The organism is Geodermatophilus tzadiensis, assembly GCF_003002915.1.
Classification (GTDB): Bacteria; Actinomycetota; Actinomycetes; order Mycobacteriales; family Geodermatophilaceae; genus Geodermatophilus; species Geodermatophilus tzadiensis.
Window position 1 is genome coordinate 379,524 of sequence record NZ_PVTG01000002.1, and the last position, 17,661, is coordinate 397,184.

The window sequence follows — 17,661 nt, forward strand, 5'->3', positions numbered from 1 at the left end:
CAGGGCCGGCCCCGTCCACAGTCCGCGCCCGGTGCCGCCCGCGGTGCCCACGCCGGGGAAGGGTCGACCCGGGCCGGCGCGGTGCCGGTCCCCGAGGAACCGAGGAGCACCGTGAACGACACCCACGTCACCGTCGTCGGCAACGTCGTCGACTCACCCCGCCGCGTCAGCCTGCAGAACGGCGCGGTCACCAACTTCCGCCTGGCCTCCACCGCCCGGCGCTTCGACAGCCAGACCCAGGCGTTCGTCGACGCCGGCACCTTCTGGGTCGACGTCGAGTGCTGGAACGACCTGTCCGGCAACGTCTCCGGCAGCGTCAGCAAGGGCGACCCGGTGATCGTCCAGGGCACGCTCACCACGCACAGCTGGGAGGGCGAGAGCGGCCGGCGCAGCACCCCGCGCATCCGCGCCCTGGCCGTCGGCCACAACCTGAACCGCGGCACCGGCGTGTTCCGGCGCACCCGGTCGGAGCGGTCGGCCGAGCCGCTGCCCGCCGGGGGCGGCGACCTGCGCGGCGACGACCTGTCCGGCGAGGCCCTGACCGAGCACGAGGCCGGCCTCGTCCGCGGGCGGGACTACGAGACGGCCCCCGAGACGTTGCACGGGGTGGACGCCCGCGACCTCACCGCGGAGCCCGCGCACGTCTAGTCGCCCGGGCTGGGAGGATCGGCGGGGAGAACGCACGCGGGCGGGCCGGCACCCCCGGCCCGCCCGCCACTCGCGAACCGACGGAAGGCCTGCGAAGCCCAGTGGCTCAGTACATCTACTCCATGGTCCGTGCCCGCAAGGCGCACGGCGACAAGGTGATCCTCGACGACGTCACCCTGTCGTTCCTGCCCGGCGCGAAGATCGGCGTCGTCGGGCCCAACGGCGCCGGCAAGTCGACGGTCCTGCAGATCATGGCCGGCCTGCAGCAGCCCTCGAACGGCGACGTCGTGCTGGCGCCCGACGCGACCGTCGGCATCCTGCTGCAGGAGCCGCCGCTCAACGAGGAGCTCGACGTGCGCGGCAACGTCGAGGAGGCGGTCAAGCCGCTGCGCGACGCGCTGACCCGCTTCGAGGAGGTCAGCGCGGCGATGGGGGAGCCCGACGCCGACTTCGACGCACTGCTGGCCGAGCAGGGCGAGCTCATGGAGGTCATCGAGCAGCACGACGGCTGGGAGCTCGACGCCCGCATCGAGCAGGCGATGGACGCACTGCGCTGCCCGCCCGGCGACGCCGACGTCACCGTCCTCTCCGGCGGTGAGCGCCGCCGCGTGGCGCTCTGCCGGCTGCTGCTCGAGGCGCCCGACCTGCTGCTGCTCGACGAGCCCACCAACCACCTCGACGCCGAGAGCGTGGCGTGGCTGGAGCAGCACCTGGAGAAGTACGCCGGCACCGTCGTCGCCGTCACCCACGACCGGTACTTCCTCGACAACGTCGCCCAGTGGATCCTCGAGCTCGACCGCGGCCGGGCCTACCCCTACGAGGGCAACTACTCCACGTACCTGGAGACCAAGGCCGCCCGCCTGAAGGTCGAGGGCGCCAAGGACGCCAAGCGGCAGAAGCGGCTCAAGGAGGAGCTGGAGTGGGTCCGCTCCGGCGCCAAGGCCCGCCAGGCCAAGAGCAAGGCCCGCCTCGCCCGCTACGAGGAGATGGCCGCCGAGGCCGACAAGTTCCGGAAGCTGGACTTCGAGGAGATCCAGATCCCGCCGGGTCCGCGCCTGGGCAACGTCGTCGTCGAGACCGCCGACCTCACCAAGGGCTTCGGCGACCGGCTCCTCATCGACGACCTGACCTTCACGCTGCCGCGCAACGGCATCGTCGGCGTCGTCGGCCCCAACGGTGCCGGCAAGACCACGCTGTTCAAGATGCTGGTCGGCGAGGAGAAGCCCGACGACGGCGACATCAAGGTCGGCGAGACGGTCAAGATCTCCTACGTCGAGCAGAGCCGCGGCGGCATCGACCCCAAGAAGACGCTGTGGGAGGTCGTCTCCGACGGTCTCGACCACATCAAGGTCGGCAACGTCGAGATGCCCTCGCGGGCCTACGTCGCGGCGTTCGGGTTCAAGGGACCCGACCAGCAAAAGCCGGCCGGCGTGCTCTCCGGCGGTGAGCGCAACCGGCTGAACCTGGCGCTGACCCTCAAGCAGGGCGGCAACCTGCTGCTGCTCGACGAGCCGACCAACGACCTCGACGTCGAGACGCTCACCAGCCTGGAGTCGGCACTGCTGGAGTTCCCCGGCTGCGCCGTGGTGGTCAGCCACGACCGGTGGTTCCTCGACCGCGTGGCCACCCACATCCTCGCCTACGAGGGCGAGTCGAAGTGGTTCTGGTTCGAGGGCAACTTCGCCGACTACGAGAAGAACAAGGTCGAGCGGCTGGGGCCGGAGGCGGCGCGGCCGCACCGCGCCACCTACCGCAAGCTGTCCCGCGACTGAGGAAGGACCCCTCCGCCCCCACCGCTCGCGAGCTCGCGGCGGGCTCCTGCGGAGGGGCCGTTCCAGCACGTCGCCAGGCCCCGGCAGCGGGGCCGTTCCAGCACCTCACCGACGGCCGGCCGGAGCACCGCTCCGGCCGGCCGTCGGCGTCTCGTCGGCGTCCCCACGGCGGCTGGTCCGCGCTGTGTGCACATCCCGCGCTTCGACCGCCGCCCGGGGAGCGGTGCGTGCACATCTCGCGCCGTCCGGCGGCGGCGCGGAGCGCGTCGGCCGCCGAACCCACCCTGCAGCGGGCCTGTCGGTCCGGCGTCCCGACGGCAGCACCGCGACGCCGGCTGCGTCGTCCCGGCCGGCCGGGACGGCACCCCGGGCGACCACCGGGCGGGATGCGGCAGGGTGGGCGCCGTGCGGTTCACGGTGCAGGTCCCGATGCGGTGGTCGGACATGGACGCCTACGGCCACGTCAACAACGTCGTCCACCTGCAGTACTTCGAGATGGCGCGCGTCGCGCTGTTCTTCGAGCGCGCCTCGCTGGAGGAGCGCACCGGCCTGCGCCGGGGGACGGTGGTCGCCGCCCACGACATCCAGTACAAGCGGCCGGTCGTCTACTCCGCCCGCCCGCTCGACGTGCAGGTCTGGGTGTCGGGCGTCCGCGCCGCCGCCTTCACCTGCCACTACGAGGTCTTCGACCACGACCAGCTCGCGGTCACCGGCAGCACGCTGCTGGTCCCGTTCGACTTCTCGATCGACCGGCCGCGCCGGCTGACGCCCGACGAGAAGGAGTTCCTCACCCGCTGGACCGACGAGCCCGCCGCCCCGTGACCGCGCAGCCGGGAGCGTCCCCTGCGGTCGTCGACGTCTCCGCCGCCGCGGACCCGGTCGCGGCCTTCCTCGACGCCCACGAGCGCGGCCACCTCGTCGCCCTGCGGACGTCGGGCACCACCGGCCGGGCGCGGGCCGTCGTCCGCACCCCCGCCTCGTGGACCGGCTCCTTCCCGCACGTCTCCCGGCTGGCCGGCCTGGACGCCGGGGCCCGCGTGTGGGTCCCCGGCCCCCTCGCGGCGACGATGAACCTCTTCGCCGTCGTGCACGCCCGCTGGGTCGGCGCCGCGGTCGTGACCGCACCCGAGCAGGCCACGCACGCGCACCTGACCCCCGCCGCGCTCGTCGCCGCGCTGGCCGCGGGGACCGACCTGCGCGGCCGCACCGTCGTCGTCGCCGGTGACCGGCTGGCCCGGCAGGTGGCCGGCCGCGCCGCGGCGGCCGGTGCCGCGGTGCACCACTACTACGGGGCGGCGGAGCTGTCCTTCGTCGCCTGGGGCAGCGCCGAGGACGACCTGCGGCTGTTCCCCGACGTGACGGCGCAGGTGCGGGCCGGCCGGCTGTGGGTGCGCTCCCCCTGGCTCGCGCTCGGCTACGACGGCGCCGACGGCCCGTTCACACGGGACGACGACGGGTTCGCCACCGTCGGCGACCGCGGCAGCCTCGACGGGGCGTCGCTGACCGTCCGCGGCCGCGGCTGCGACGCCGTCGTCACCGCCGGCGCGACGGTGCTGGTCGACGACGTCGAGTCGGTGCTGCGCCGCGCCACCGGCGGCGACGTCGTGGTGGTGGGGGTGCCGCACGCGCGCCTGGGCGCGGTGGTCACCGCCGTGCTCGCCGACCCCGCCCTGCTGCCGGCCGCCCGGGCGGCTGCGCGGGCCGGTCTCGGGCCGGCGGAGCGGCCGCACCGGTGGCTGCACGCACCCGCGTTCCCGCTCACCCCCGGCGGCAAGGTGGACCGGGCCGCGCTCGCCGCGCTGGCGGCCTCGGGGGCCCTCGCGCCGGCGGCCCCGAGGTGAGCGGGTCCGCCGCCGACGCGCCGGTGGTCGTGGACGCGCTGCGGACGCCGATCGGCACGGCCGGCCGGTCGCTGGCCCGCCTTCCCGCCCCGGACCTCGCCGCGCCGCTCGTCGCCGCCCTCGCCGGGCGGCTCGACCGGCGCAGTATCGCCCCGGGAGACATCCGCGACGTCGTCCTCGGCAACTGCACCGGCCCCGGCGGCGACGTGGCCCGGGTGGCCGCGCTGCAGGCCGGCCTGCCCGTCTCCGTCCCCGGTCTCACCGTCGACCGGCAGTGCGGCAGCGGGCTGGCCGCGATCGCCGTGGCGGCGGCACTGGTGCGCAGCGAGCCGGGCGCGGTGCTCGCCGGGGGCGTGGAGTCGGCCTCGACCGCGCCGTGGCGCTCCTGGCCCCCGGAGGACGGCGGCGGGCCGGTGCGCTACGAGCGGGCACCGTTCGCGCCCGCCGCCCTCGGCGACCCGGACATGGGGCCGGCGGCCGACCTGCTCGCCCGCGACTGCGGCGTCTCCCGGGAGGAGCAGGACCGGTACGCGGCCCGGTCGCACGCCCGCGCCGTCACCACCTGGCGTGACGGCGGCTTCGACGCCGAGGTCCTCCCCGTGGCCGGTGTCAGCCGCGACGACCGACCCCGCGCCGGGCTGACCGTCGAGCGGCTGGCCCGGCTGCGCCCCGCCTTCCGGCCCGGCGGCACCGTCACCGCCGGCAACGCCTGCGGCGTCAACGACGGGGCCGCGCTGGTCACCGTGGTCGACGCCGGCACGCACCGCCGGCTCGGCGTGCCGGGCCTGCGGGTGCTCGCCACCGCGACGGCCGGGGTGGACCCGAACCGGCCGGGGCGCGGCCTGGTGCCCGCCACCCGGCTGGCGCTCGACCGGGCCGGGGTGACCCTCGACGAGATCGACGTCGTCGAGCTCAACGAGGCCTTCGCCGGTCAGGTGCTCGCCTGCTGCGCCGAGCTGGGCCTGGACCCCGAGCGGGTCTGCCCCGAGGGAGGAGCGCTCGCCCTCGGCCACCCCTGGGGCGCGTCGGGCGCCGTCCTCGCCGTCCGGCTGTTCTCCCAGCTCGTCCGCCGCCCGGGTGGCCGGCTCGGCCTGGCGGCCGTCGCCGTGGGCGGCGGGCAGGGCGTCGCGATGGTCGTCGAGGCCTGCGGCTGAGGCCGCCGGCTCAGCGGGCCGGCGCCCCCTGGACGACGCCGCCGCCGGCGTGCAGCCAGTCGCGGGGCGGCGTCGTGTCGACCACCCGCTTGCCCAGCGGGAACAGGCCGACCGCGGCGAGCTTGAACGACGCGACACCGAACGGGATGCCGACGACCGTCAGGCAGAAGCCGATGCCGGCCACGACGTGGATGAGTGCCAGCCACCAGCCGGCCACCAGGAACCAGACCAGGTTGCCCAGCGCCGAGGCGACCCCGGCGCCGGGCGCGCGCACCGTCGTCCGCCCGAAGGGCCAGACGACGAAGCCCGCGAGGCGGAACGCCGCGATGCCGAACGGGATGGTGACGACGAAGACGCAGGCGACGACCCCGGCGAGGGCGTAGGCCAGCGCGAGCAGCCAGCCCTGCAGGACCAGCCAGACGAGGTTGAGCAGCGTGCGGAGGGTGTCCACGCCTGTTCCACGGGCCGCGCGGCGGAGAGGTTCCGCCCGGGCACGGTGGCGCCCCCCGGTCAGCCGGGCACCAGGCGGGGGACCGGCCGGCCGGCGCCCGTGGGCGCCCCGCGCCCGGCCGCCTCCTCCTCCGGCACCGGCCGGACGACGGCGCCCTCGGCGACCTCCGCGCCGACGAACACGCCGGCGTTCACCCCGCCGCGGTGCACCATCGCCTTGACCAGCCGCGCGCCGGTCAGCCGCTCGAGGTGGGTGCACGGCGGGCAGCGCTTCGCGCCGAAGAGCAGCGCGTCGCCGACGGCGAACCAGCGGCCCACCAGCGCGGGCAGGTCGATGCCGGTGGTCACCAGGTTCCGGCGGGTGTCGCCCGGCGTGAGGGGGACGCCCGCCTCGGCGGCGACCGCGGCGACGTCGGCGGCGTCGATCAGCGTCAGCTGCTTCTCCAGGTCGGGGTACTGCGCCCACGTGCCCCCGCCCAGGGCGTAGCGGTCGCCCTCCAGCCCCCGGCCGGCCAGCAGCCGCGCGGAGGCCACCCGCCGCATCGGCGCGGCCGCCGTGGGGGTCAGCCAGATCTCGGTGAGCGTGCCGGTCACGGGGCCTCCTGGGCGCGGCGGCGGGGGGACGGGTCGTCGTCGGCGCCGCGGGCGTCGAGCGCCTCGCTGACGTCGTGGGCCATCTGCAGCACCTGCACCAGCAGCGGCGCGACCGTCGTCCGCAGGGCCCGGACCCCGCGTGGCGACCCGCCGCGGGCGGCCTGGGCGGCGCGGATGCGGTCGGCGCGCTCGACGAGCACCGGGATGAACCGCAGCGCCATCGCGACGGCCAGTCCCACCCGGGCCGGCCGCACGCCGACCAGCCGCAGCGGGGCGCACACCGCCTCGACCACCCGGACCATCTCGCTCACCCGGGTCGTCGCCGTCACCACGGCCGCGGCCAGCACCAGCGTCAGCAGCCGTAGCGCGACGTGCGCGCCGGTGCGCAGGTCGGTGGTCAGCGCGTGCACCGCCAGCAGCGCCACCAGCCACCACACCACCGCCCGCGCCTGCCGGGTCAGCACGGCCACCGGCAGCCGGGCGAGGAGCAGCCCGACGGCCACCACCCCCGCGAGCGCCGCGCCGGCCGCCGCCAGCGAGGGCAGCGCGAACAGCGCGACCGCCAGGACGGCGAGGGCGAGCAGCTTGGCCGCGGCCGGCAGCCGGTGGACGACGCCGGTCCCGGGGACGTAGAGCGCGAGGGTCACCGGACCGCCATCAGGGCGCGGTAGGCGGCCACCGCCGGGCCGGGCGCGGCGTCCTCGACCACCCGGCCGCCGTCGACCACCAGCACCCGGTCGAAGCCGTCGAGCAGGTCGAGCTGGTGGGTCACCACGACCACCTGCTGCTCCAGTCCGGCGATCAGCTCGGCCACCCGGCGGGCGTTGACCAGGTCCAGCAGCGTGGTCGGCTCGTCGAAGACGACGCGGGCGGGGCGCATGACCAGCACGCCGGCGATGGCCAGCAGCTGCTTCTGGCCGCCGGAGAGCAGGTGCGCCGGGTGGTCGGCGTGCCCGGCCAGGCCGTAGCGGGCCAGCACCTCGGCGACGCGGGCGGCGCGCTCGTCGGGCGGCACGCCCTGGTTCTCCAGCCCGTAGGCGACGTCCTCGGCCACCGTGGGGTGCACGATCTGCGCGTCGGGGTCCTGGAACACGAAGCCGACCCGGCGCCGCACGGCACGCACCTGGGTGCGGGTGTCCAGCCCGTCGACGAGCACCCGCCCCTCGGTGGGCACGACCAGGCCGTTGAGCAGCCGGGCGAGGGTGCTCTTGCCCGACCCGTTGGCCCCGACCACGCCGACCCGTGCCTCGGTCAGCGTCAGGTCGACGCCGTCGAGCACCACGCGCTGCCCGTAGCGGTGCCCGACGCCGCGCAGCTCGATGCCGCGCGCGGGGTCGGCGACGTCGTCCGCGGCGGGCGCCGCGCCGGGACGGCGGAACCTCACCGGGTGCCGGCGGCCCGCCGGGGACGCTCGATGACCGGGTAGCTGCGCCGGACGACGTCGGCGACGGCCGCGGCGACGAACGCCTTGAACAGGTCGCCCGGGACGAACAGCGCGGCGCCGGTCCAGAACGCCTCGCCCCACGGCAGCCCCACGACGGCCTTGAGCACGGGGACGCCGACGGCGTAGATCACGACGATGCCGCCGACGACGTTGACCAGCGTGCCGACCAGGACGTTGTAGCGGTCCCAGGTGCGCTCGGTCAGCCGGCCGATGACGAACGCGGCGACCGGCCAGCTGAGCAGGTAGCCGGCCGTCGGCCCGGCGAAGGGACCCAGGCCGCCCCGGCCGCCGGCCAGCAGCGGCAGGCCGACCGCCACCAGGACGAGGAAGAGCAGCACCGCCAGGGAGCCGCGGCGGCCGCCCAGGACGGCGCCGGCCAGCATCACGCCGAGCGTCTGGGCGGTGATCGGCACCGGGCCGACGGGGATGGCCGGCAGGGTCCCCAGCACCGCGATGATCGCGGCGAAGAGGGCGACGTAGGCGAGGTCCCGGGTCTTCACGGTGTCTCCTCCACTGGCGGCGGGCGGGCCCGCGCGGACTCGGCGGAAGGTACCCGAGGGCGGCGCGGCAGCGGCGGCCGGGCACGTCCCGGGGTCGCCGGGACGCGGTCGCCGACGGTGGCGGCGCGCTCACCTGCAGACACGCCGGTCGGTTTGCCGGGCCCGTCCGGTCCGTGTTGTCTGGGGTTCCCGAGCCCCTCGGCGAAGGCGGGACACGGCATGGCAACCGGGTGGTGGGCGTCCCTGTGGTCCCGGGGACGCCCCGCACCGCACGAGGCGCCGCGCGAGCTCCCCCCGGGGCCGCCGCGGGGGCCCGACGGCGGGACACCCCCGGCCGCGGTGCCCCGCCCGCCCCCCGCCGACGACGAGGGAGCCGCGCGTCGCGCCCCGGCCGGTGCGACGCGCGCCCCTACGGCAGCGGCGCCGCCGGTGCACACCGCCCGACGACAGACGTCCGGCCCGTCCGGTCGAGCCGGGTCGCCCCGCGACCCGGTCAGCAGCACCCCGCTGCGCTTCCCCCTCCACAGGACAGGAGCTCCATCCGTGGCACAGCTCGACAACGTCATCGCCGACCTGCTCGCCATCGAGGGCGCCAACGGCGCCGCCATCGTCGACATCGACAGCGGCATGGCCCTCGCGACCGGCGGTACGCCCGGCTTCGACCTCAACGTCGCCGCCGCCGGCAACTCCAACGTCGTGCGCGCCAAGCTGCGCACGATCAACGACCTCGAGCTCAAGGACGAGGTGGAGGACATCCTCATCACCCTGCAGAGCCAGTACCACCTGATCAACGTGCTCAAGGGGCAGGGCAACGCCGGCCTGTTCATCTACCTCGTGCTCAACCGCGTGACCGCCAACCTGGCGCTGGCGCGGCACAAGCTGCGCGCGGTCGCGGCCACCGTGGCCGTCTGACGGCCCTCGGCACCCGCCCCGGACCGGACCGGGGCGGGTGCCGGCCGGGCGGACCAGCCGCGGACGGCTAAGCGGCGGCGGTGGCGGCCTCGACGATGCGCTCCCGCACCGAGTCGAGGGCGAGCTCGCCGGTGTCGATCCACCGGGCGACGCGGCCGCCGGCCACGATGCCGACGCGGTCGCAGCACTCGGCCAGCTCGTCGGGGTCCACCGACACCACGACGACCGAGGTGCCGTGCGCGGTGGCGTCGTCCAGCAGCCGGCGCACCTGGCGGCGGGCCCGGACGTCGAGCCCGCGGGTGGGCTCGTGCAGCACGACGACGTCGCGCGCGGAGGACATCCAGCGGGCCAGCGCCAGCTTGTGCTGGTCGCCGCCGGACAGCGCCCCGAAGACGGTGCGGATGCTCAGCGTCTTGACGTCCATCTGGTGCACGGTCCGGATGACCTCGCGCAGCGTCGCGATCTCCTTGCGCAGGTCGGTGAGCGAGCCCCACGCCTCCTGGGTGAGGGTGCGGGCGATCGTCTCGCCGGGGTCGACCCCGTAGGCGTCGTCGTCGGGGCGGTAGGCCGGCAGTCGCAGCGTCCCGGTGTCGGGCGAGGGCTCGCCGTGCAGCTCGATCTCGTCGGTGATCGCCGGCAGCTCCCCGGACAGCGCGTCGGCGATCTCGCGGACGCCGGAGGAGCGGTGCCCGGTCAGCCCGACCACCTCGCCGCGGCGCAGCAGCAGGTCCACGCCCTCGACGCGGCCGGGCACGCGCAGGTTGCGCACCCGCAGGGCCACCTCGTCCGACGGCGCCGGGCGGGCCGGCGCGGGCGCCGCCACCTCCTCGGGCACCGCGCTGTCCTTCAGAGCCGCGGCCGCCGTCTCCCGGCGCACTGGCACCGACACCGGCTCACCCACCGTCTCGGCGGCCAGCCGGACCGGGTCGAGCTCCGCGCTCGGGCTGTCCAGGGCGATCCGCCCGTCGCGCAGCACCAGCACCCGGTCGACCACCTCGAGCATCTCGGGCAGCCGGTGGCTGATGTAGAGCACGCCGCGACCCTGCCTACTCAGCCGGCCGGCGACGGCGTGCAGGCCGGTGACCTCCGAGGGCAGCAGCGCCGCCGACACCTCGTCGAGGACGACCAGCCGGGTGTCCTCGGCCAGCACGCGCGCGGTCTCGATCAGCCCGTGCACGAAGTGCGGCAGCTCGCCGACGAGGGTGTCGGGGTCGACGTCGAGGGTGACCTCGGCCAGCAGCACCTGGGCCTGCCGCCGCAGCTCCTCCTGCGGGCGGCCGGCCTGCGCGGTGCCGCGGAAGACGGCCTGGGCGACGGTGAGCGACGGGTCGATCCGGACCAGCTGCTCGACGACCCCGACGCCGACGTGGCGGGCGTCGGCGGCCGACAGCGGCGCGTAGGGGTGGCCGAGCAGCGTCATGCGCCCGGAGTCGGCCGGGGTGATGCCGGCCACGACGTCGCCCAGGGTCGACTTGCCGGCGCCGTTGGTGCCGACGAGACCGACGATCTCACCCTCGGCGATGCTGAAGGAGACGTCCCTCAGGACGCGGCGGGCGCCGAACGACTTCGTCAGGCCCTCGACCTGCAGCAACGTCATCGACGAGCGGACCTCCCCCGACAGGGTCTCCGAACAGGCGTCGGCCGACCCGTGTGTCAGCGTCCCCCGCGACGCTCTGTCACGGCACGGATGCTACCCGCGGGCCGCCGGGCCGGCTCCGTGATCAGGCCGGCCCGGGCCTAGCGGTTCTGCATGCTGCGGGCGGCCATCTCCATGTACCCCCACAGCGTGGCGTCCTGCTCCTCGGTCAACTCGAGGGAGTCGACGGCGTCGCGCATGTGCCGCAGCCACGCATCGCGCTCGACCGGGCCGATGGCGAACGGCGCGTGCCGCATGCGCAGCCGCGGGTGCCCGCGCTCCTGCTGGTAGGTCGTGGGCCCGCCCCAGTACTGCTCGAGGAACCGGCGCAGCCGGGTCTCGGCGCCTTCCCAGTCGTCCTGGGGGTACAGCGGGGCGAGCACCGGGTCGGACCGGACGCCGGCGTAGAACCGGGCGACCAGCCGCCGGAAGGTCGGCTCACCGCCGACCTCCTCGTAGAAGGTCCGTGCCGAGGGCAGGGACCGGCTCGCCTGGCTCATGACACCGATGGTCCCCCAGCCGGGCCGTCCCCTGCCACGGCGGGCCGGGTCCGGGCGAAGCCCAGCAGCGGCGGGACGACGGCGAGCAGGCCGAGACCGCCGGCCAGCGCGACCACGGCGCCCGGCGGCACCCGCTCGGCGGCCAGGCCCGCGCTCAGCGCGCCCAGGCCCTGGACGCCGTACAGGCCGCTGACGGCGACCCCGAAGGCCCGCCCGCGGTAGGCCGAGGGCACCGCCTGGACGAAGGCGACGTTGAGCGGGATGGACCACGAGGCGCCCAGCCCGGCGACGAACAGCAGCGCGACGACGAGCGCGTAGGCGCCCCGCCCCGGGCCGGCGGCGACGGCGACCAGGCCGGCCAGCAGCAGCGGCGCCAGCGACGCCGCCACCAGCACCGGCATGAGCCGCTCGCTGCGCGCCGTCCCCAGCACGCGGGCGACGACCAGCCCGCCGATCGTGACGCCGAGCGGGTTGGCCGCCAGCAGCACGCCGAGCTGGGCGGCCCCCTCGCCGAGGGAGTCGGTGAGCGGGACGGCGATGCCCTCGGCGGCGTTGGCGAACATGGTGCCGGTCCACAGCAGCCCGATGATCGCCAGCAGCCGCGGGTTGCGGCCGATGAGGCGCAGGCCCTCGGCGGTGTCCTGCCACACCGACGCCGGTTCCGCCGCCTCCCCGGCCGGTGTCGGCCGGCGCTCCAGCGTGGCGGTGAGCCAGACGGCCGAGACGACGAAGGTGGCCGCGTCGAGCAGCAGCACCACCGACGGGCTGAGGACGGTGACCAGCCCGCCGGCGACGACGAAGCCGACCACCTGCGCCACCTGCAGGCTCACGTTGGTCAGCGACGTCGCCACCGCGTAGCGCTCGCCCTCGAGGACGTCGGCCATGAGCGCCGACCGCGCCGACTCGAACGGCGGGGCGAGCAGCGAGACCAGCAGCAGCAGGACCAGCAGCACCGGCAGCGGGGTCCCGGGGACCGCCATCCCGGCGACCAGCACCGCGCGGGCGACGTCGCTGGCGATGAGCACCCGGTGCCGCGGGAACCGGTCGGCGACGGTGGACAGCAGCGGGCCGCCGACCGCCCACGGCAGGAAGCTCATCGCGAACGTCAGTGCGGCCAGCAGCGGCGACTCGGTGCGCTGGTAGACCAGGACGGTCAGCGCGACGCGGGCGAGCTCGTCACCGATCGTCGACAGCGTGTAGGTGCCGAACAGCGGCCGGAACTCGCGGACGGCGAAGACCTCCCGGAAGGTGGCTGGCCGTGGGTCGGGCTCGCTCACCGGGCGCCGGCCGCGGTGCTCGCGGCGCCGATCAGCGGCGGGGGCGTCCGGATGCCCTCGGCGAGGAAGCGCTCCTTGAGGCGCATGCGCAGCTCGCGGGCGACCCGCCACTGGTCGGCGTTGGTCGAGCGCACCTGCAGGCGCATGAACACGCCCTCCGCGGTGATCTGCTCGACGCCCAGGGACTCCGGCTCGGCCAGCAGCACCGCCGCCCACTCCTCCTCGCCGTACATCGCGTCGGCGACCTCCTGCATCGCCCGGCGGCAGCGCTCGAGGTCGGTGTCGTGGGCGACGGGCATGTCGATGACCACCTGGGCGTAGCCCTGGCTCTTGTTGCCCACCCGGAGGACCTCGCCGTTGCGGGCGTACCAGACGACGCCGTTGACGTCGCGCAGCCGGGTGATCCGCAGGCCCACCGCCTCGACGGTGCCGCTGGCCTCGCCGAGGTCGACGACGTCCCCGACGCCGTACTGGTCCTCGAGGATGATCCCGATCCCGGCGATGAAGTCCTTGATGAGGTTCTGCGCGCCGAAGCCCAGGGCCACGCCGACCACGCCGGCGCTGGCCACGATCGGCGCGAGGTTGATGCCCAGCTCGCCGAGCGCGACCACGACCGCGATCCCCATGATCACGAACGAGGCGAAGCTGCGCAGCACCGAGCCGATCGCCTCGGCCCGCTGCGTGCGCCGGGCGGTGAGCTGCTCCAGCGGGTCGACCGCGCCGGCCGAGCGGGTGCGCAGCGGCCGCAGGATCGTCGGCATCGCGCCGGTGGCGGTCCGGTCGGTGAGCCGGCGGATCGCGCGGTGCACGAGGTGGCGGACGCCGACGGCGAGCAGCAGGACCAGCAGGATCTTCGCCGGCTTCTCGATCAGCGCCTCGGCGTTGTTGGCCAGCCAGTCCAGGCCGGACAGCTCGTACACCTTGGCGCACAGCGTCGTCGTGTCCTCGACGCAGTCAGGGACGCTCTCGGCGAGCACGCTGTCGGCGGCCATCACAGACGGTAGAGCACTCATCACTCACCATCGTGTCAGAGGGACGCGCTCCTGCCGGGACCCGCCGCACCCCAGTCGGTCACACCCGTGGCGGCGGCGAGGAAGGCCAGCTGGTCGGCGGCCAGGCCCACCGTGCGGCTGACCGCCCGGGTTCCGTGGCCCACCGACGTCTCCCGGCGCAGCACCACCGGCGCCTCGGCGGAGGTGGCCGCCTGCAGCGCGGCGGCGAGCTTGCGGGCGTGCAGCGGGTCGACGCGGGTGTCGGACTCGAAGGTGGTGAACAGCGTCGCCGGGTAGGCGGTGCCCTCGCGGACCGCGTGGTAGGGCGAGTAGCCGAGCAGCCAGCCGAGCTCGACCGGGTCGTCGGCGGTGCCGTACTCGTCGTTCCACGTGCGGCCCAGGCCGAAGCGCTCGTAGCGGACCATGTCCAGCAGCGGCGCGCTGCAGACCACGCCCGCGACGAGGTCGGGCCGCTGGGTCAGCGTGGCGCCCACCAGCAGTCCGCCGTTCGAGCCGCCCATGACCGCCAGCTGCGCGGACGTCGTCCACCCCTGGGCGATCAGGTGCTCACCGGCCGCGGCGAAGTCGTCGAAGACGTTCTGCTTGCGCTCGCGCATGCCCGCGCGGTGCCACTCCTCGCCGTGCTCGGAGCCGCCGCGCAGGTTGGCCACCGCCCAGACGCCGCCCGCGGCGACCCAGGCCAGCGCCTGCGCCGAGTAGGCCGGGGTGAGGGAGACGTTGAAGCCGCCGTAGCCGTAGAGGACGGTCGGGCGCGGGGTGTCCGGGGCGCCGGTGGCCGAGAGCACGAACAGGTGCACCGGCGTCCCGTCGCGCGAGGTGGCGTGCGTCTCGACGACGGTCACGTCCGGCACCTCGCCGGCCACCGGTGCGCGCTCGTCCTCCACCAGCGCCGTCGGCTCGGCGGCCTCCCAGCGCAGCACCGAGGGCGGGGTGGCGTGGTCGGTGTAGCCGACCCACGCCGTCGGGCCGCCCTCCGGCGGGGCGCTGACGCCGGAGACGCTGCCCGGCGGGAGCCCGGTCACCTCGGCCAGCCGTCCGGAGCCGTCGCCGGCCCACACCGAGAGCCGGTCGGTGGCGTCGACGGAGTGGACGGCGAGCACCTGCAGCGACCCGCCGGCGCCGTCGACCAGCGCGACGTCGGACAGCACGCCGTCGCCGGACTCCGGGACGACGTCGGCCCAGCGCTCGGGTGCCCAGGTCGCGGGATCGGCGGGGTCGGCGACGGCCAGCCGCCAGCGCGGGGTGCCGCGGTCGCTCATCAGCCACAGCCGGCCGTCGCGGGCCACCCAGGCGGCGGTCTGCGCGTCGACGCCGACCTGCAGCTCGCGCAGGGCGCCGTCCCCGTCCAGGTCGGCGAGCCACACGTCGTCGCGCGGGGCGGTGCCGGCCGAGGCGGAGACGACCAGCCAGCGGCCGTCGGCGCTGACCCGGACGCCGTAGTAGTTGGTCGGGTCGAGCTCATCGCCGTGCACGAGGACGTCGCCGGCGGGGTCGGCGCCCACGCGGTGGCGCCACACCCGCCGGTGGAACTGCTCCTCGCCCGCGGGCACCTGGTCGGGCGCCAGGCGGCGGACGTAGAACAGCTCCTCGCCTCCGGGCAGCCAGGCGACGGGGGAGTAGCGGCAGCGGTCGACCGGCCCGTCGAGCCGCTCGCCGGTGGCGACGTCGAGCACGTACAGCCGCGACTCCTCGTCGCCGCCGGTGGACAGCTGGTAGGCCAGCCGGTCGCCCTCCCAGGACGGCGACCAGGCGTCGAGCGTCGTCGTCCCAGAGGGGTCCACGGCCATCGGGTCGACAAGCACCCGCACGGAGCCGTCGGGCTCGCGGACCCGCAGCACCGCGTGCTCCTGGCCGGGGTCGCGGCGGGTGGAGAAGGCCCGGCCGCCGCGGTGCACCGGGACGCCGACCGCGCCGGCGTGCACGAGCCGCTCGAGGCGGGCGGCGAAGTCGGCCCGCGCCGGCAGCGCGCCGAGGACGTCGGCGGCCAGCGCGTCCTGGGCCGCCGTCCACGCGCGGGTGCGGGGGTCGGCGGGGTCCTCGAGCCAGCGGTAGGGGTCGGCGACGCGGTGGCCGTGCAGGTCCTCGACGAGGTCGAGCCGCTCGGCGTGGGGATGGCGCACCCGGTCCACCGTAACCGCCGTCCGGCGGCGTCCCGGGAGGTGACCGCCGGTCCCCGCGCGCGCCGGGGGCCCTGGCCAGGGCAGGATGGGGAGGCCCGCGGGCCGCCCCGGTACGGCGGTCCGGGGCGTCCGGAGGTGATCCGTGCCGCGTACAGCGCCCGGGTCGGTCGTGGGCCAGCCAGGTCCGCGCCGCGACCCCGTCCCCCGCCCCCGGCTGCCCGTGCCCTCGTCCGGCACGACGTCGGCGACGCTGCTGCTCAACGCCACCTACGAGCCGTTGTGCGTGGTCTCCAGCCGCCGCGCCATCGTGCTGGTCCTGGCCGACAAGGCGGTGCCGGTGGACGCCGCCGCCGAGGTCGTGCACGCCGAGCGGGTGAGCCTGGCCGTGCCCGTCGTCGTCCGGCTGACCCGGTACGTGCGGGTGCCCTACCCGGCGCAGGTGCCGCTGTCGCGCCGCGCGGTGTTCACCCGCGACGGGCAGACCTGCGTCTACTGCGGCGGGTCGGCCACCAGCATCGACCACGTCGTGCCGCGCAGCCGCGGGGGCACGCACACCTGGGACAACGTGGTGGCCGCCTGCCGCCGGTGCAACCACACCAAGGCCGACCGGTCGCTGGCCGAGCTCGGCTGGAAGCTGCCGCACCCGCCGCGCACCCCGAGCGGTGCGGCCTGGCGGCTGCTCGGCGCCCGCACCGTCGACCCGCGCTGGCGCGAGTGGCTCAGCATGCCCGAGAGCGTCTCCGCATGAGGAAGGACCCTGCTGCCCCCCGGGAAGGACCTCCCTGCCGCCCGCCGCCCGCAGGCTCGCGCCGGGCCCCTGCAGGGAGGCCGATCGGGGCTCGCGACGGGCCCCTGCAGCGGCGCCGACCACAGGAGTGCCCATGACTTCTCCGGGGACTGCTCGGCGGCTCTGGGCGCTGGGGGAGCCCTTCCACGCGCTCACCTACTTCGCCGACGAGGCGCGGACCGCGGGGGAGGCCGCCGGGCTGGGCGGCTTCTGGTCGGTCTACTTCGCGCAGCGGGCAGCGCCGCTCGGGCCGGTCGGCGCGGAGGTCGTGACGGCGACCTTCTACAACTTCGCGCCGTCCTTCGTCGCGCGCCGGGTGCCCGGCGTGTGGTCCGCGACCACCCCGGCCGCGGCTCTGGAGGCCCGGCTGGCCGGGGTGGACGGCGCCGTCCACCGGGTGCTGGGGGACTGGGCCGCGTCGCCCGAGGCCGCCGAGGCCGCGCGGCTGGCCGGCGCCGCGGCCGCGGCGGTGGACCTGCCCGGGCGGCCGCTGGCGGCGGCCAACGCCGGGCTCGAGCACTCCGACGAGCCGCACCTGGCGCTGTGGCAGGCGCTCACCACGCTGCGGGAGCACCGCGGCGACGGGCACAACGCCGCGCTGCTGGAGCGGGAGGTGTCCGGGGCCGGGGCGCACGTGCTGGCCGCGGCGGCCGGCCGCACCGACCGCGAGTGGCTGCAGCGGGCCCGGGGCTGGGACGACGAGGAGTGGACGGCGGCCGCCGACGAGCTCACCGCCCGCGGCTGGCTCGACGGCGCGGAGCTCAGCGCCGAGGGCCTGGCGATGGTCACCGCGATCGAGGCCGACACCGACCGCCTGGCGCTGCGGCCGTGGCGGGCGATCGGCGACCCCGGGTGCGACCGGCTGGCCGAGCTGCTGGTGCCGCTGCGCCGCGCCGTCGTCACCGCGGGGCTGTTCCCCGATCGCAACCCGATCGGCGCCCCCGACCCCGAGTGAGCCGGCGACGTGCCGGCGCGGCCCTCGTGCAGGGGCCCGCCGCGAGCTCGCGAGCGGT

18 protein-coding genes are annotated in these 17,661 nt (G+C 76.2%); 8 read left to right on the forward strand and 10 right to left on the reverse strand.

All coding sequences use genetic code 11. The features are described from left to right. Window positions 1–111: 111 nt before the first annotated feature. The 5 genes from LY71_RS04920 (at window position 112) to LY71_RS04940 (ending at window position 5,415) form a co-directional block, all read left to right on the forward strand. Window positions 112–648: a single-stranded DNA-binding protein gene (locus tag LY71_RS04920; protein ID WP_106275813.1), complete on the forward strand. Its 537-nt coding sequence runs from the start codon at window positions 112–114 to the stop codon at window positions 646–648. 101 nt (window positions 649–749) lie between these two features. After that, the gene (gene ettA, locus LY71_RS04925) at window positions 750–2,420 is read left to right on the forward strand and encodes an energy-dependent translational throttle protein EttA (protein WP_106275814.1); all 1,671 of its coding nucleotides are present in this window, start codon (window positions 750–752) and stop codon (window positions 2,418–2,420) included. A 405-nt stretch (window positions 2,421–2,825) separates the two neighbouring features. Continuing rightward, the gene (locus LY71_RS23335; RefSeq protein ID WP_211297141.1) at window positions 2,826–3,242 is read left to right on the forward strand and encodes an acyl-CoA thioesterase; all 417 of its coding nucleotides are present in this window, start codon (window positions 2,826–2,828) and stop codon (window positions 3,240–3,242) included. Next, window positions 3,239–4,261: an AMP-binding protein gene (locus LY71_RS04935; RefSeq protein ID WP_106275815.1), complete on the forward strand. Its 1,023-nt coding sequence runs from the start codon at window positions 3,239–3,241 to the stop codon at window positions 4,259–4,261. The genes LY71_RS23335 and LY71_RS04935 overlap by 4 nt, the downstream gene beginning before the upstream one ends. Then, window positions 4,258–5,415, forward strand: coding sequence for a thiolase family protein (locus tag LY71_RS04940; protein WP_106275816.1), 1,158 nt, complete (start codon window positions 4,258–4,260; stop codon window positions 5,413–5,415). Before LY71_RS04935 ends, LY71_RS04940 begins: the two co-directional genes overlap by 4 nt. A 10-nt stretch (window positions 5,416–5,425) precedes the next feature. Here LY71_RS04940 and LY71_RS04945 read toward each other — a convergent pair whose 3' ends face one another. The 5 genes from LY71_RS04945 to LY71_RS04965 are packed head-to-tail and all read right to left on the reverse strand — an operon-like array spanning window position 5,426 to window position 8,403. After that, a complete protein-coding gene (locus LY71_RS04945; protein ID WP_106275817.1) occupies window positions 5,426–5,866 on the reverse strand; it encodes a YccF domain-containing protein in 441 nt (146 codons plus the stop codon). 59 nt (window positions 5,867–5,925) lie between these two features. Further along, a complete protein-coding gene (locus LY71_RS04950; RefSeq protein ID WP_170121221.1) occupies window positions 5,926–6,459 on the reverse strand; it encodes an MOSC domain-containing protein in 534 nt (177 codons plus the stop codon). Then, window positions 6,456–7,106, reverse strand: a complete 651-nt coding sequence (locus LY71_RS04955) for an energy-coupling factor transporter transmembrane component T family protein (protein WP_106275818.1) — start codon at window positions 7,104–7,106, stop codon at window positions 6,456–6,458. Before LY71_RS04955 ends, LY71_RS04950 begins: the two co-directional genes overlap by 4 nt. Next, window positions 7,103–7,843, reverse strand: coding sequence for an energy-coupling factor ABC transporter ATP-binding protein (locus LY71_RS04960; RefSeq protein WP_211297142.1), 741 nt, complete (start codon window positions 7,841–7,843; stop codon window positions 7,103–7,105). The genes LY71_RS04955 and LY71_RS04960 overlap by 4 nt, the downstream gene beginning before the upstream one ends. Next, window positions 7,840–8,403, reverse strand: coding sequence for a biotin transporter BioY (locus LY71_RS04965; protein WP_106275819.1), 564 nt, complete (start codon window positions 8,401–8,403; stop codon window positions 7,840–7,842). Before LY71_RS04965 ends, LY71_RS04960 begins: the two co-directional genes overlap by 4 nt. A gap of 543 nt (window positions 8,404–8,946) precedes the next feature. On the opposite strand from LY71_RS04965, the gene LY71_RS04970 reads away from it, so the two are divergent. Beyond that, a complete protein-coding gene (locus LY71_RS04970; RefSeq protein ID WP_106275820.1) occupies window positions 8,947–9,315 on the forward strand; it encodes a hypothetical protein in 369 nt (122 codons plus the stop codon). A gap of 67 nt (window positions 9,316–9,382) precedes the next feature. Here the strand turns inward: LY71_RS04970 and LY71_RS04975 are convergent, their stop codons facing one another. From LY71_RS04975 to LY71_RS04995, 5 genes are all read right to left on the reverse strand, one after another. Then, window positions 9,383–10,912: an ATP-binding cassette domain-containing protein gene (locus tag LY71_RS04975; protein ID WP_106275821.1), complete on the reverse strand. Its 1,530-nt coding sequence runs from the start codon at window positions 10,910–10,912 to the stop codon at window positions 9,383–9,385. Window positions 10,913–11,052: 140 nt separating this feature from the next. Continuing rightward, window positions 11,053–11,451 carry a globin gene (locus LY71_RS04980; RefSeq protein WP_106275822.1) on the reverse strand — a complete coding sequence of 133 codons (399 nt, stop codon included), beginning with the start codon at window positions 11,449–11,451 and terminating at the stop codon, window positions 11,053–11,055. Next, complete coding sequence (locus tag LY71_RS04985; RefSeq protein WP_146146058.1) at window positions 11,448–12,728, reverse strand: MFS transporter; 1,281 nt, start codon at window positions 12,726–12,728, stop codon at window positions 11,448–11,450. Before LY71_RS04985 ends, LY71_RS04980 begins: the two co-directional genes overlap by 4 nt. Next, window positions 12,725–13,720, reverse strand: a complete 996-nt coding sequence (locus LY71_RS04990; RefSeq protein WP_245887667.1) for a mechanosensitive ion channel family protein — start codon at window positions 13,718–13,720, stop codon at window positions 12,725–12,727. Before LY71_RS04990 ends, LY71_RS04985 begins: the two co-directional genes overlap by 4 nt. A 35-nt stretch (window positions 13,721–13,755) precedes the next feature. Beyond that, window positions 13,756–15,861 carry a prolyl oligopeptidase family serine peptidase gene (locus LY71_RS04995; protein WP_106275919.1) on the reverse strand — a complete coding sequence of 702 codons (2,106 nt, stop codon included), beginning with the start codon at window positions 15,859–15,861 and terminating at the stop codon, window positions 13,756–13,758. Between the two features lie 142 nt (window positions 15,862–16,003). Between LY71_RS04995 and LY71_RS05000 the strand changes: the two genes are divergently transcribed. Together LY71_RS05000 and LY71_RS05005 are read left to right on the forward strand one after the other, a co-directional pair. Beyond that, window positions 16,004–16,609 carry an HNH endonuclease gene (locus LY71_RS05000; RefSeq protein ID WP_245887668.1) on the forward strand — a complete coding sequence of 202 codons (606 nt, stop codon included), beginning with the start codon at window positions 16,004–16,006 and terminating at the stop codon, window positions 16,607–16,609. 133 nt (window positions 16,610–16,742) lie between these two features. Then, window positions 16,743–17,603 (forward strand): SCO6745 family protein, encoded by an 861-nt coding sequence (locus tag LY71_RS05005; RefSeq protein ID WP_106275824.1) that lies wholly within the window; start codon window positions 16,743–16,745, stop codon window positions 17,601–17,603. The last annotated feature ends 58 nt before the right edge of the window (window positions 17,604–17,661 follow it).

Excerpts from the sequence above, each read along its gene's own strand:
- LY71_RS04975 (WP_106275821.1), bottom strand. The coding sequence starts at position 10,912 with ATGACGTTGCTGCAGGTCGAGGGCCTGACGAAGTCGTTCGGCGCCCGC.
- LY71_RS04980 (WP_106275822.1), bottom strand. The coding sequence starts at position 11,451 with ATGAGCCAGGCGAGCCGGTCCCTGCCCTCGGCACGGACCTTCTACGAG.
- LY71_RS04990 (WP_245887667.1), bottom strand. The coding sequence starts at position 13,720 with ATGGCCGCCGACAGCGTGCTCGCCGAGAGCGTCCCTGACTGCGTCGAG.
- LY71_RS05005 (WP_106275824.1), top strand. The coding sequence starts at position 16,743 with ATGACTTCTCCGGGGACTGCTCGGCGGCTCTGGGCGCTGGGGGAGCCC.